We start from the raw sequence: 12,572 nt of genomic DNA on the forward strand, positions 1-12,572 counted from the left end.
TTCGAAAGCTTTTGATGCCGAAAAATCAAAAAGCTTCAATCGATTTGGCGGGTACTGCCGGTGCGTCGGCCGGCTAGGAACCCGCGACGAGCGGCAGGTCGCGGGCCATGGACCCGGCCATCTCCAGCGCGAACGCCCGCACGAGCGGTGAGAGCCGTTGCGCGGCCGGCTCGGGCTGGGCGTGGATGAGCAGTCCCGCGTCGATGAGCTCGTCGGCCAGCTCGTCCTCGTCGGAGCGCAGCGGGCCGGCGTCGTTCCCGGTGATCCGGGCCAGCCAGTGCAGCAGGATCCGGGCCGGCTGGCTGAGGGTCAGGTAGGCCGAGCGCAGGGTTTCCCGCATGGACAGATCGCCGATGCATAACCAGCTCAGGGCGCTGCCGTGCTGTTCCCAGCCGTCGAGCAGCGGCCGCAGCACCAGCTGGGGGCGCAGGGCGATCCGGCGTAAGGCGATGTCCAGCGCGAGCGGCAGGTCGCCGCACACGTCGGCGAGCCGGTCGACGTCGGCGGGGCCGGCCGCCACGCTGGACGGCAGCGTCGAATTGATCATGGTGATGGAGTCGGTCCTGGTCAGCGGCTGCACGTGCAGCCGGCGCACGTCGCGCAGGCCCAGTAGCCGCTTGCGGCTGATCAGGAGGGTCTTGCTGGCCTCGGTCTCCACCAACAGCGGCCGGACCTGCCGCTCGTCCGAGACGTTGTCGAGCATCACGAGCAGCCGGCGCTCGGCGAGCAGGGTGCGGTAGAGCCCGACCCGGTGGCTCGGGGTCCCGGCGAGCTGGTCGCCGGGAACCCCGAGGGCGCGCAGGAACCCGTCGAGAATGTCGTAGGGGCTGGGTGGCTCTTCGTCGGGCGGGGCGCCGAGGTCGGCGTAGAGCTGCCCGTCGGTCATCTCGGCCGTCTGGGCGTAGGCGTGGTACAGGGCCAGGTCGGTCTTGCCGGCGCCGGTCGGGCCGCTGATGATGACGGGGGTGTCGCCGGGTGCCTGCAGCCAGGCGAGTTCGTTCTGCCGCCCGATGAAGCCCCGTGGTCGCTGGGGGAGCTGGGCCGGATACTGCTGCCCCTCGTTGCGCCGGCTCGGTGTGCGGTCCCGGGCCGGGAGCCTGGTGTAGCCCCCGGTGACGGTCAGCCAGCGCTGCCGCCACTCCTCCTTGTCGCCCCGGCAGGCGCCGACGAAGGCCAGCGTCACCGGCAGCGACGGGAGCCGGTTGCCGCTCGCCGCGCTGGACAGCACCGACGACGAGAACCGCGCCGAGCGGGCCATCTCGCGATAGGTCGGGTTGCCCGCCCGCACGCGAAGTTGCCGCAGGTTGGCGGCGAACTGCGCGGCGAGACCGCCGGCGTTGTTGACGGGTTTCTCTGGACGGCCCATCGTAATCCTTCCCGCAGTCGTCAACCTGGCTTTAGAGCGACGAGGGGGGCTTTACCAATATCGTTGCGCTGCGTATTATTGACGGTCGGAAGACATGCAGTTACGTAAATGTCTGATTCGTGAGTATCGGCGCGCGGATTCGCACACCGATGCTCGGTTTGCACGGGTATGTAAGATCCATATCGATCAATGCGAATGTTACTCACGCACGGGTGGATTCGGAGGTGGTGAATAGGTGACATTGATCAACGTGGCACTTTGCGTCACCGATGCGCTACACTGCGCCACCATCGGTGTAGTGCGTTGCCGGGCTCAGAGCGCCTCGCCCCAGTGGTCGGGGCCGGACAGCTCGACCGTCGTCGTGCGCTGATCCATGACCGCGTGATAGCCGCCGTGGACGAAGACCAGGGTCGGCCGCCGCCCGTCGTGCCCGGCGGCCAGGACCTCGCCGACGACCAGCGTGTGGTCGCCGAGGTCGAAGCGTTCCCGCACCCCGCACTCCAGCCAGCTGGTGCCGGCCAGGATCAGCGCGCCGGTCCGCTCGCCGGTGCGGGCGGCCAGGTCGGCGACGTACGGCGAGCGGGCGGCCGCCGGCCGGGCCAGCCGGCGCGCGATCTCCTGCGCGCCGGCCGGCAGGATCGAGACCGCCCAGCGGCGGGTGACCAGCAGGTCGGCCAGGAACGCCGACCCCCGGTTGAAGCACAGCGACACCAGCGGCGGGTCGAGCGAGATCGACCCGAGCGAGTTGACGGTGACCGCGTCGTGGCGGCGCCCGTCGGGTGTGTCGCGGTAGGTGCTGGCGATGCACACCCCGGTGGCGAAGGTGCGCATGGTGCCGCGCAGATCGGGACGCATGCCGTCCGCTCCTCGGTGGTGAGCCGCCCAGCCGGTCATACGGCTTGCGGGAAGGTGAAGAACCGGTCCGGGTCGTAGCGGCGTTTGACCGCGGCGAGCCGCTCGGCGTTGGGCCCGTAGTAGGCCCGGCGCCAGTCCTCGAGGTCGGGGTCGGTGAAGTTGACGTACGCCCCGTCCGGCGCGAACTCGCCCGCCGCCGCATACAGGGCGTGCAGCCACTCCAGGTTGGCCCGCACGACCGCCTCCGGGTCGGCCGCCGCCCAGGACGTGTCCAGGCTGAGCAGGAACCGGGCGGCGCGGTGCGGGAACGCGGTGTCGGCGACCGGGACGCGGTTGATCGCGCCGCCCCAGGCGAATAGCGCCGCGCCGGCCCCGTCCGGGTTGCCGCTGCCGGGCCACTGCTCCACGGCCCGGACCAGCGTGGCCAGTCCGGCGTCGTCGATCGCGTCCGGCGTGCAGCGGGTCCGGACCGCGAACGCGCCGCCGACGCTGCTGTGGTGCAGATACGTCGCCGCGTCCCAGAAGCTCCGGTCGGCCACGTCGGCCCGGTCCGGCCGGGCCACGGCGAAGGCCGGTGCCAGCAGCTCGCGCAGCTCCGTCGCGGGCCCGAGGTGATGGCCCACCACCGACACCACGCCCTCCTCGGCGCCGGAGCGGGCGATGCCGATGCGGGCCGAGAAACCGTCCGGCGCCGTGCGCATGATCTCCTGCATCGTGGCGAGCACCTCGACCGCGTGCGGCCAGGACCAGAGCACCAGACAGGTCGAGCCGTCCGGGGCGGCCCGGGTCCGGAACGTGAAGCTCGTGTTGACGCCGAAGTTGCCGCCGCCCCCGCCCCGGCAGGCCCAGAACAGGTCCGGATGCTCCCGGGCCGAAGCCGTGACCGTCGTGCCGTCGGCCAGCACGACCTCGGTCGAGACCAGCGCATCGCAGGTGAGGCCGTGCGCCCGGGAGATCGTCGTCACGCCGCCGCCGAGCGTCAGGCCGCCGATGCCGACGGTGTCGGAGTTGCCGAGCGGGAACGTGACACCGTGCGGGCGCAGCGCCGTGTAGAGCGCCTGCATCGAGGTACCGCCGCCCACGCTCACCAGCCCGGTGGCCCGATCGAACCGGACGCCGGCGAGGCCGCCCAGATCGAGCACCAGCCCGCTGGAGGACCCGTAGCCCGCGTAGCTGTGCCCGCCGCCGCGCACGGTCAGCGGCACCGCCGCCGAGCGCGCCCACGCGACGGCCCGGGCGACGTCCGCGGCGCCGGCGACGGCCAGGACGGCGGCCGGACGGGTGCCGGCGTAGCGCTGGTTGAGCGCCATGCCGGTCTCGGCCGGGCGCAGGTCGCCGTCGACGAGGTCGGCCAGGGCCGGCCAGTCCGTCATCGCGGCACCTCCTCGAGGTAGGACACGCCGGTCGCGGCGTGCTCGCCGAAGCGTTCCCAGACCTCGCGCAGCACCAGCGTCCCGCCGAGGCGCTGCGGCGAGTTCGTGCTGCGCCCGGCGATCACCTCACCGGACTGCAGCACCATCGTGTACGCGAAGCGCAGCACGCCGTCGGCGTCGCACCGCCCGATGATCGTGCCCCGCCGGACGTGCCCGCCCTCGAACTCCGCCCAGACGAGGTCGCCGCGCTGGTTGTACTGCGCGCAGACGCCGTCACCGCCATCCAGCGCGCGGAAGCGGCGGCCGTCGTAGTTGATCGTCATTCGTCCACGTCCAGCAGGCCGGCCGGCATCGTCAGCACCGTGCCCGGCGGCGGCGGGTCGACCGGCGTCGCGTCGAGCGTGACCAGCGCCGCCGCGCCGGCCAGCCGCTCAGCACAGGTGTGCGGGTCCGGCGCCGAGCAGATGACGAACGAGTGCCGGGCGATGTAGCCGCCGGGCGGCAGGCGCAGGGTGGTCCCCGGCTCGACCATCGGCGAGGCCAGAACCAGACCAGGAGCCTGCGGGGGTACTGTCACCGCGTGCACGACGCAGTCGTGCTCGGGGTAGCCGAAGCGGATGCCGGCGACTCCGGCGCGGGTGTGGGTGACGTCGGGCCGCTGCCCGGTCGCCACGTCGTAGAGTGCGCTGCCCGGCTCGATGCCGGTGGCGACCTGGCCGAGGAACGGGATCAGGTCACCGCCGAGGCGGCCGTTGACCTCGATGATCACCGGCCCGGCGGCGGTGAGGCGGACCTCGGTGTGGGTGATGCCGTTCTCGATGCCGAGCACCTGGTGGGCGGTGACCAGCGCGTCGAGCAGCGCGGTGTCGCGCAGCAGCGGGTCGCCGGCGTCGACGACGTGGCCCACCTCCTCGAAGAAGGGCGGCAGGCCGGTCGACTTGCGGGCCACGAACATCGGCTCGTACTCGCCCTTGTGGACAGTACCGTCGATGCTGATCTCCGGTCCGTCGGCGAAGCCTTCGATCAACGCACCACCGCGGTAGGGCTCGTCGCCGACGAGGCTGGCCTCGTGCGCCACTCGGAAGGCGAAGTCGAGCTCCCGCTCGTCGGCCGCGAGCGAGACGCCCATGCTCGCGCCGAGCGCCCGCGGCTTGACGATCACCGGATAGCCGAGCCGCCCGGCGATCTGCCGCGCCTGCTCGCCGTCGGCGGCCAGGCCGAAGCCGGGCTGCGGCAGGCCGGCCGCGCTCAGCCGGGTCCGGCAGTCGAACTTGTCGCGGCAGCCGTGCACCCCCGGGACGCTCAGGCCGGGCACCCGGAACTCGGCGGCCAGCTCGGCCGCGGGCATGACCAGCGGCTCGTCCCAGCACATCAGCCCGGTGAAGGTGTAGCGGCCGGCCAGCTCGCGGGCGGTGGCGGCGAGCAGCCGGTGGTCGAAGACGTTGGTCACGGTGATGTCGTCGAAGTACGCCTGCTGCCAGGTCGGCCGCAGATTGTTGATCAGCACCAGCCGCAGCCCGTCCGCACGGGCGCGCTGGCTGATGGCCCGGACGATGTACTCCCGGTAGAGCTTGAGGCCGCTGCCGATGACGAGGATCGCGGCCGGAGATCTGGTGGTCATGCTCGATGTCCTTCAGGTCGGGGGGTCAGGAGATGGCGGCGGGGGAGAGCTGGCTCGCGACCGCGTCGACGGCCAGCGGTGCGGTGCGGAAGCCGTCGCCGCCGCTGGCGGGGCGGGCCCAGACCGCCGGACCGACCCGGACGAAGCCGGTGCCGCCGTCGGCCTGCGTGGCGTAGTGGCACTGCCGGGCCCGCACGACGTCGTACCGTTCGATGTCGCGGATCGCGCCGGAGGACAGCACCCGGGCGGTCCAGCGGGCCTGGTTGCTCGGGTCGGCCAGGTCGCTCACCTCGTGCCGGACGGCGTCGGTGCTGACCTTGAGCAGGGTCCCGGCGACCGACGGCAGCAGCCACGCCCGCCCGTCGGTGCCGATCCCACCGGCGACCGGGGTCGCCGCCCAGCGGTTGACCAGTCCGGCCGGCGGCCGCAGGTACACCATGGACTGCCGGTGCAGGACGACCGGCAGGCCGAGCAGGCGGGCCGTCCACGGGCCGGCCGCGACGAGCACGGCGTCGCCCGACTCGGCCGTGCCGTCGGCGAGGCGGACCCGGCCGCCGTCCGGGCGCACGTCGACGACCGTCCGGCCGGGCCGCAGCTCCGCGAGGGGCTGGCGCCGCAGCCACCGCCCGGCCGCGTGCAGGAACCGGTCGGCCAGCAGCACACCGGCCTGCGGTTCGAAGACGGCGGCGGCGGTACCCTCCGGAAATCCGATGTGGGGAAAGTCGGCCGGGTCGGCGATGCGGATCGCCAGCCGGACGGCCTCGGCCGTGTCCAGCGCGCCGGCCTCCGCGGCCGGGCCGAGCAGGGCGGTCAGGACGCCGACCCGCCGGTAGAGGGCCCCCGACAGGCGATCGGACAGCAGCGCGTCCAGCTCCCGCCAGCGGCGGTGCAGCCGCATCGCCGCGCCGGTGCCGGCCGGATCGCCGACGGTGAGCGCGCGCAGGGCCCGGTGCTGGTCGAACGACGTCGAGCCCGGGTGCGGGATCGCGCCGCGGTCCACCAGCACCACGCGGTGCCCGGCCTGGGTGCACCGGACCGCGGCGAGCAGCCCGGTGATGCCGGCACCGACGACGACCACCCGTAGCCGGTCGCCGTGCGCCTGTCGGAGGCCCCCGGTCATTGCCCGGCCCGCACCGCGGCCAGGCGCGGCAGCGCTACCGGCGTGATCTCGTCCGCCTCAGGGCCGGTGTCGTCGGCGAGCACCGCCGCGGCCAGGTCGATCAGGATCGGCGCGGCCGAGCGGACGAGCTCGCGGACCTCGTAGCAGAAGCCGCCGGCGTCCTCGTCGCTCACCGCCCACCGGTCGAGCCGGCCCAGGTGGTCGGCGATCGCCTCAGCTGCCCGGTTGAGGCTGAACCCGGCCAGCTCGTACGACGCGGCGAACCGCTGCGCCATCAGGGCCGCGGCCTGCCGCGACCGTTCCGGCACCGGCCGCGGGCCGCGCCCGGCCCACCGCTCGACCCGCTCGGCGATCCGGTTCCACGGGCCCACCAGGCGCAGCTCGGTGACCCGGGCCAGCGCGTCGGCGCTGAAACTGGTCCGCTGGTGCTCGGGGCTGGTCGCGGCCAGGTGGAAGCGGATCAGGTCGCGTGGCACCCGCGCGGCCAGGTCCCGGCCCCACACCACATGGCCCCGGCTGGTGGAGAACTTCTGGTGGTCCAGCTCGTAGAACTCGTTGGTGAGGTACCAGGCCGGCAGCTCGTAGCGGCCGTCGAAGGCCATCAGCATGGCCGGGCCGGCGACCGCGAACGGGAAGATGTTGTCGAAGCCGAGGAAGTACCCGATCCGCGTGCCCTGCCCGGACAGCCAGAGCGCGTCCTCGCCGGCCGTGGCCGCGCCCCGGTGCTCGGCCGCCAGCGCCGAGCAGTGCATGCTCCACGCCATCGGCTCGGCGTTGGGGTTGACGACCTGGCCGGCGACCTCCGCGAACGGCACGGCGATGCCCCACGGGATCGGATAGGTGACCGGGAAGTCCGGCAGCGGCCGGGACAGGATGCCGGCCATCGCCTGGGCCATGTGCGGCCGCATGCCGTCCGCGTGGGCCGCGAAGTGGGCGCGCAGCCGGCCCCGGTAGCGCTCGAGCGGCAGGACGAGCACGTCGGCCGCCCGCAGGGTCACCGGGTCGGCCGGGTCCAGGGTGGACCGCACGCCGATCAGCTCACCCGCGGCGACCAACTGCCCGCAGCTCTCGCACAGCCCGGCGCAGCCCTCGGCCAGGCAGTGCGGGCAGCCGCCGGAGGCGAAGCCGTCGACCAGGAACCGGCCCTCCCGCTCGGAGTACGGGAACGTCATCGTGCGCAGCTCCAGCCGGCCCGCGGCGTAGAGCCGGCCGATGAAGTCGACGACCCATTTGGTGAACCGGTCGTCGTCGCCGGTGTAGCCGTCCACGCCGATCCCCATCGCCTCCAGGGTCTGCGCGATCTGCTCCGCCGAGGTGGCCACCAGCTCGGCCGGGGCGACGCCGCGGCGGTGCGCGGTGGTCACCACGAACGTCGAGGTGTCCTGGAACCCGGTGCCCAGCAGAACCTCGCGGCCCTGGGCGCGGGCGTAGCGGGTGTGCACGTCGGCGGCCAGGAACGGACCGGCGAGGTGCCCCAGGTGCAGGTCACCGTTCGCGGTCGGCGCCGGCGTGATGATGACCGTCCGTCCGCTCATGTCGCGGCCGCCTCGTGCCGGGCGACGAACCGCGCCGCCATGTCGCTGTCCCACCAGACGCCGTAGTACTCGAAGTCGGCCGGCCCGGTGTTCACCACGTGGTGCTCGGAGCCGGGCGGCAGCCGGACGATGTCGCCGGCGACGAACGGCCGGCGCTCCTCGCCGATGACGATCTCGGCCCGGCCGCTCAGGGCGATGAAGATCTCGTACTCGTGATGCGCGTGCGGCGTGGATTCGGTCCCGGCGCGCAGGACGCACCACGCCCCCTCGAACGGCGCGTTGAGCGAGGGCCACGGCAGCAGCCGCTGCCCGGCGAGGCCGTAGGCGGGCTCCAGCTGGTCCCGGTCGAGCCGGCGAATGTCGATCATGCCGGCACCGCCAGCCGCGCCCGGGCCGCGGCCGCCTCGACGCCCGCACCGGCGGTCTCGCTGTCGGCCCGCCGCTGCAGCACGTCACCGACGATGTCGGCCGAGCGGTGCGCCAGCACGCTGATCAGCGAGTCGGAGATGCCGTGCGTGGCCTCGTTGACCCCCTGCAGGTACAGCCCGCCCCGCGCGCCGGCGCCGAGGTCGACGCGGTAGTTGCGGTTGACCGTCACCTCCGGCAGCCGCATCGCCTCGGTCAGCCGGCGCACCATCGCGGGCATCCGCAGGTCGTAGCCGGTGCCCAGGAACACCGCGTCGCAGCGCACCTCCTCGACGCGCTCGCAGCGCAGGTCGAGGACCTCGAGCACGACCTCCTCGCCGCCGCCGGGCGCGGCCTCCAGCCGGGCGCCGACGACGTCGGTGAGCCCGCGGATGGCCGAGACGGGCTGGCCGAGCATCTTCTGGCGATAGACCATCGTGTACAGCTCGTCGAGGAACGGCGCGGCCAGGCCGGCATAGTTCGTCAGGCGCATCTCCTCCAGCACCCGGGCCCGCGTCGGCTCCGACATCGCGAAGAACTCGTCCACGAACGACGGGAAGAACAGCGCGTTGACGAACTTGCTGGTCTGATAGTCCTTCAGGCCGATCGAGCGCATGAACATCGCCGGCGACGAGCCGGGGGCGTCCTGGTGCAGCGCCATGAACATCTCGGCCGCGCTCTGCGCACCGCCGACGACCACCGGGCGCAGCGGCCGGCCGGGCTGGGCGAGCCGGTTGACCGCGGCGACCCGGCCGCCGTACTGCGAGCTGTGCACGACGCGCTCGGCCGGCAGCCCGGCGAAGACGTCGGGCACCGAGGCGTCCCGGCCCGCGCCGATGACCAGGTCGCGGCCGATGACCGTGTCGCCGTTGGCCAGCGAGACCGCGAAGCCGAGCACCGTCGCGTCCTCGGCGAAGATCGGCAGGATGTCACCGGCCCGGGCGCCGTAGCGCACCTGGACGTGCTCCAGGGAGTCGGCGACCCACTGCTGATAGGCCGAGAGCTGCCAGCGGTACGGGTTGAAGGTGCTGAGGTTGACGAACTCGTCGAGCTCACCGCGTTCGTGCAGGAAGTTGAGGAACGAGAACCGGCTGCGCGGGTTGCGCAGCGTCACCAGGTCCTTCACGTACGACACCTGGCTGCGGGCCCAGGGCAGCAGCAGGTTGCGCTGCCACTTCACGTCGTCGTACTGCTCGATGACGAGGGCGCCGGCGGCGAGCTCGGGCGAGCCGCACTCCTCCAGGGCGACGGCCAGTGCGAGGTTCGAAGGCCCCGCGCCGATCATCACGATTTCCACGTCGTGGACAGACACGTGTTTCCTTTCTCGCGTGCCGGCGCACCGCGACCGGTGCGCCGCACGGCTGAGGAGGGCGAGCTACTGGCCGAGGGTCACGGTGGTGAACTCGAGCTCGCGGAATTGGGTCGGCTGGGCGTTGTGCACCCGCGTGGACCAGGCCGCGGTGGCCGACTGGTACCAGATCGGGACGGTCTGCATGTCCTCCAGGGCCTGCCGCTCGGCCTCCTGGTAGAGCGAGAAGGCCTGGCCCTGCGACGGTGCCGCGTCGGCCTTGGTCAGCAGGGCGTCGACGCGCGGGTTGGAGTACTGCCCGACGTTGCCCGATCCGTTGGTGCGAAACAGCGGGTTGAGGAAGTTCTCGATCGACGGATAGCCGGCGACCCAGGCGGTGCGGTAGATGTCGTGGATGGACTTGTTCGTCAGGGCGGTGCGGAACGCGCCCAGGGTGGTCTGCGGCTTGAACTCACACGGCCGGCCCAGCGCCTGCTGGATGGAGCGGCAGACGACCGTCACCCACTCCTGGTTGCCGGAGTCCACATTGGACGTCAGGCTGATCGGGCCCTGGAAGCCGCTGGCGTCGAACAGCTCCTTGGCCTTCTGCGGGCTGTAGGTGCACAGTTCACCGCACTGGTTGGGCACGTAGCCCTGCGCGTTCGGCGGCACAATGCCGTCGGCGGGCGTGCGCTTGCCGTTGAACACCTCCTTGATGAGCGCGACCCGGTCGATGGCCATGGAGATCGCCTGGCGCACCCGCTTGTCGGCGTAGCGCTGGTCGAACAGCGGGAACGCGATCGCCTGGTGCCCGACGTAGGCGTAGGCGGCCCGGCGCGACGCCGGCAGATCCGTCTCGATCTTGTTGCCCTGCGACGCCGTCCAGGGCGTGAACGACAGGTAGTCCAGCTTGTCGGCCAGCACGTCGGCGTAGGCCTGGTCCAGGTCGGTGTAGAAGCGGAAGTCGATCCCGCTGACCTTCGCCTGCTGCGCCCCGGCGTAGCCGTCGAACCGCTTGACGAGCAGGTCCTTGCCCTTGGTGTAGGACACGAACTGGAACGGCCCGTTGCCGACGGGCTTCGCCTCGTACGCCTTGCGGTCGGCGAAGAAACTGGCCGGCATCGGGAAGAACGCGGCGAAGCCCAGCTGCAGGCCGAAACCGGAGAACGGCGCGCTCAGGGTCGCGGTGAACGTCAGGTCGTCGACGACCTTCAGCCCCGACAGCTCCTTCGCCGGGGGCGGGGTGGCCGGCTGCTTGCCATCCTTCCCCAGGTTGTTGACCTGGTCGAAGCCCTGGATGTGGGCCATGTAGCTGGCGTTCTTCATGAGGTTGGGGGAGTAGGCGGTGTAGTTCCACGCGTCGACGAAGCTCTTCGCGGTCACCTTGGTGCCGTCCTGGAACGTCCAGTCCGGCTTGAGCTTGATGGTCCAGGTCTTCGAGTCGGGGCTGGTGATCGAGTCGGCGACCGCGTTGCGCGGGGCGGCGGTCTTCGCGTCGTACTCGATCAGGCCGGTGAACAGCGCGCCCAGGATGCCGATACCGCCGACCTCGGCGGTGTCGCCGGGCACGAGCGGGCTCGCCGGCTCGGTCTCGTTGTAGCTCAGGACCGCGTCGTTGTCGGCCACCGCGCTGGGCTTGGCTGCCGTGTCGCTGCCACCGGTGCAGGCGGCGAGCAGCAGTCCCAGCGCGGCGGTCGTCGCACACGCGGCGACCGTGAACGTTCGCATGGTGCTCCTCCTTCAGAAGAACGGGCAGGCGGGGGAGGGCTCAGCGCTGGGGCCCGGTGATGCCGAGCGCCAGCGGGAACGCGGGCCGGCCGCCGAGCAGGTGGGCGCCGGCGGTCTGCAGGATGCGGTCCTGGGCCACGACGTGCTGGCACATCGTCGTGGTGTCGCGCAGCCACCGGTCCAGCGGCGACGGCCGGTAGATCGCGGAGGTCTGGGACAGGTCGTACAGGCGGGTCAGGATCGACCGGGCGGTCCGGAACGCGTGCCGCCGCGACAACGGCAGCGCCGCGCGCTCCAGCGCGGTCAGATCGTCGAGCGTCCCGCCGCCGGCCAGGACGTCATGCTGGCGGCGCAGCGCCCCGTAGACCGCGTGCCGGGTGGCGGCGAAGTCGGCCTCGCAGTCGGCCAGGACGATCTGGCTGCGGTAGTCCTCGGACCGCCCGCTGGCCACGACCGCCTCCCGGGCGTGGTCGAGGGCGGCCCGGGCGACGCCGAGCGGGACGCCCGGCATGTTGCGCATGTGGACCTCGGGCTGGGCCAGCGGCCCCGGCCGCCCGCGGACGTCGGAGAAGTACAGCGTGTGCTCGACGGGCACGAACACGTCGGTGATCGTGTAGTCGCAGCTGCCGCTGCCGGCCAGCCCGGTGGTGTGCCACGTGTCGAGCACCTCGACCTGCTCGCGCGGCACCATGAGCAGCACCGACCCGGGCCCGATCCCGCCCGGCCCGGGCTCGGCGATCCCGTCGCGGTAGCGGAACGCGCCGGAGATCACCCAGTCGGCGTGGGTGATCCCGCTGCCGAACTGCCAGCGCCCGGTGAGCCGGAACCCGCCCTCGACCCGATCCGCACGGCCACCCGGGAACAGCATCCCGGCGGTCACCAGGTCCAGCGAGGTGAACATCCGCTCGACGACGCCGCGGTCCAGGAACGCCGCGTACAGCCCGCTGTCCGAGCCGATCATCGCGCACCACCCCGCCGACGGATCACCGTAGGACAGGGCCTCGATGACCTCGGTCTGCTCGATGGAGCTCAGCTCCGGCCCACCCAACTCGCGGGTGAACCCCATCCGGAAGACCCCGGTCGCCCGCAGCGCCGCGACCACGTCCGCGGGCAGCCGCCGCCCCCGCTCGATCTCCTCGGCCCGGTCGCGGAGCACGGGGGCCAGCGCTCGCACGCGGCGGAGCACTTCGGCGGCGTCCGCGGGCGGGGCGGCCGTCTCGCCGTCGCCACCTTCGCGTAGCCCGGCAACTCTCATCACGCACCACTTCCTCACGACTCCGG

At 72.5% G+C, this 12,572-nt stretch carries 11 protein-coding genes; all 11 read right to left on the bottom strand.

Features of this window, described 5'->3' with window-relative positions:
• Positions 1 to 73: 73 nt before the first annotated feature.
• Positions 74 to 1,366 carry a hypothetical protein gene (locus ACIA8L_RS53885; RefSeq protein WP_395917688.1) on the bottom strand — a complete coding sequence of 431 codons (1,293 nt, stop codon included), beginning with the start codon at positions 1,364 to 1,366 and terminating at the stop codon, positions 74 to 76.
• Positions 1,367 to 1,678: 312 nt separating this feature from the next.
• Positions 1,679 to 2,221 (bottom strand): flavin reductase family protein, encoded by a 543-nt coding sequence (locus tag ACIA8L_RS53890; protein WP_395917690.1) that lies wholly within the window; start codon positions 2,219 to 2,221, stop codon positions 1,679 to 1,681.
• Between the two features lie 35 nt (positions 2,222 to 2,256).
• Positions 2,257 to 3,594 (bottom strand): FAD-binding oxidoreductase, encoded by a 1,338-nt coding sequence (locus ACIA8L_RS53895; protein WP_395917691.1) that lies wholly within the window; start codon positions 3,592 to 3,594, stop codon positions 2,257 to 2,259.
• Positions 3,591 to 3,917: a hypothetical protein gene (locus ACIA8L_RS53900; protein WP_395917693.1), complete on the bottom strand. Its 327-nt coding sequence runs from the start codon at positions 3,915 to 3,917 to the stop codon at positions 3,591 to 3,593. Before ACIA8L_RS53900 ends, ACIA8L_RS53895 begins: the two co-directional genes overlap by 4 nt.
• The gene (locus tag ACIA8L_RS53905; RefSeq protein WP_395917695.1) at positions 3,914 to 5,215 is read right to left on the bottom strand and encodes an ATP-grasp domain-containing protein; all 1,302 of its coding nucleotides are present in this window, start codon (positions 5,213 to 5,215) and stop codon (positions 3,914 to 3,916) included. The genes ACIA8L_RS53900 and ACIA8L_RS53905 overlap by 4 nt, the downstream gene beginning before the upstream one ends.
• 25 nt (positions 5,216 to 5,240) lie before the next feature.
• Complete coding sequence (locus ACIA8L_RS53910; protein ID WP_395917697.1) at positions 5,241 to 6,335, bottom strand: NAD(P)/FAD-dependent oxidoreductase; 1,095 nt, start codon at positions 6,333 to 6,335, stop codon at positions 5,241 to 5,243.
• Entirely contained in the window at positions 6,332 to 7,870 is a 1,539-nt protein-coding gene (locus tag ACIA8L_RS53915) for a class I tRNA ligase family protein (RefSeq protein ID WP_395917699.1), read from the bottom strand. The genes ACIA8L_RS53910 and ACIA8L_RS53915 overlap by 4 nt, the downstream gene beginning before the upstream one ends.
• Complete coding sequence (locus ACIA8L_RS53920; protein WP_395917701.1) at positions 7,867 to 8,238, bottom strand: cupin domain-containing protein; 372 nt, start codon at positions 8,236 to 8,238, stop codon at positions 7,867 to 7,869. Before ACIA8L_RS53920 ends, ACIA8L_RS53915 begins: the two co-directional genes overlap by 4 nt.
• The gene (locus tag ACIA8L_RS53925; RefSeq protein ID WP_395917703.1) at positions 8,235 to 9,587 is read right to left on the bottom strand and encodes a SidA/IucD/PvdA family monooxygenase; all 1,353 of its coding nucleotides are present in this window, start codon (positions 9,585 to 9,587) and stop codon (positions 8,235 to 8,237) included. Before ACIA8L_RS53925 ends, ACIA8L_RS53920 begins: the two co-directional genes overlap by 4 nt.
• Before the next feature lie 63 nt (positions 9,588 to 9,650).
• Positions 9,651 to 11,291 (bottom strand): ABC transporter substrate-binding protein, encoded by a 1,641-nt coding sequence (locus ACIA8L_RS53930; RefSeq protein WP_395917705.1) that lies wholly within the window; start codon positions 11,289 to 11,291, stop codon positions 9,651 to 9,653.
• A 40-nt stretch (positions 11,292 to 11,331) separates the two neighbouring features.
• Positions 11,332 to 12,546, bottom strand: coding sequence for an acyl-CoA dehydrogenase family protein (locus tag ACIA8L_RS53935; protein WP_395917757.1), 1,215 nt, complete (start codon positions 12,544 to 12,546; stop codon positions 11,332 to 11,334).
• Positions 12,547 to 12,572 lie beyond the last annotated feature (26 nt).

Source organism: Dactylosporangium sp. NPDC051541, from assembly GCF_044454505.1.
Classification (GTDB): domain Bacteria; phylum Actinomycetota; class Actinomycetes; order Mycobacteriales; family Micromonosporaceae; genus Dactylosporangium.

What these genes read in the sequence shown, in the direction of transcription:
- ACIA8L_RS53885 (WP_395917688.1), bottom strand. Translation starts at nt 1,366, where the DNA reads ATGGGCCGTCCAGAGAAACCCGTCAACAACGCCGGCGGTCTCGCCGCG.
- ACIA8L_RS53890 (WP_395917690.1), bottom strand. Translation starts at nt 2,221, where the DNA reads ATGCGTCCCGATCTGCGCGGCACCATGCGCACCTTCGCCACCGGGGTG.
- ACIA8L_RS53895 (WP_395917691.1), bottom strand. Translation starts at nt 3,594, where the DNA reads ATGACGGACTGGCCGGCCCTGGCCGACCTCGTCGACGGCGACCTGCGC.
- ACIA8L_RS53900 (WP_395917693.1), bottom strand. Translation starts at nt 3,917, where the DNA reads ATGACGATCAACTACGACGGCCGCCGCTTCCGCGCGCTGGATGGCGGT.
- ACIA8L_RS53905 (WP_395917695.1), bottom strand. Translation starts at nt 5,215, where the DNA reads ATGACCACCAGATCTCCGGCCGCGATCCTCGTCATCGGCAGCGGCCTC.
- ACIA8L_RS53910 (WP_395917697.1), bottom strand. Translation starts at nt 6,335, where the DNA reads ATGACCGGGGGCCTCCGACAGGCGCACGGCGACCGGCTACGGGTGGTC.
- ACIA8L_RS53915 (WP_395917699.1), bottom strand. Translation starts at nt 7,870, where the DNA reads ATGAGCGGACGGACGGTCATCATCACGCCGGCGCCGACCGCGAACGGT.
- ACIA8L_RS53920 (WP_395917701.1), bottom strand. Translation starts at nt 8,238, where the DNA reads ATGATCGACATTCGCCGGCTCGACCGGGACCAGCTGGAGCCCGCCTAC.
- ACIA8L_RS53930 (WP_395917705.1), bottom strand. Translation starts at nt 11,291, where the DNA reads ATGCGAACGTTCACGGTCGCCGCGTGTGCGACGACCGCCGCGCTGGGA.
- ACIA8L_RS53935 (WP_395917757.1), bottom strand. Translation starts at nt 12,546, where the DNA reads ATGAGAGTTGCCGGGCTACGCGAAGGTGGCGACGGCGAGACGGCCGCC.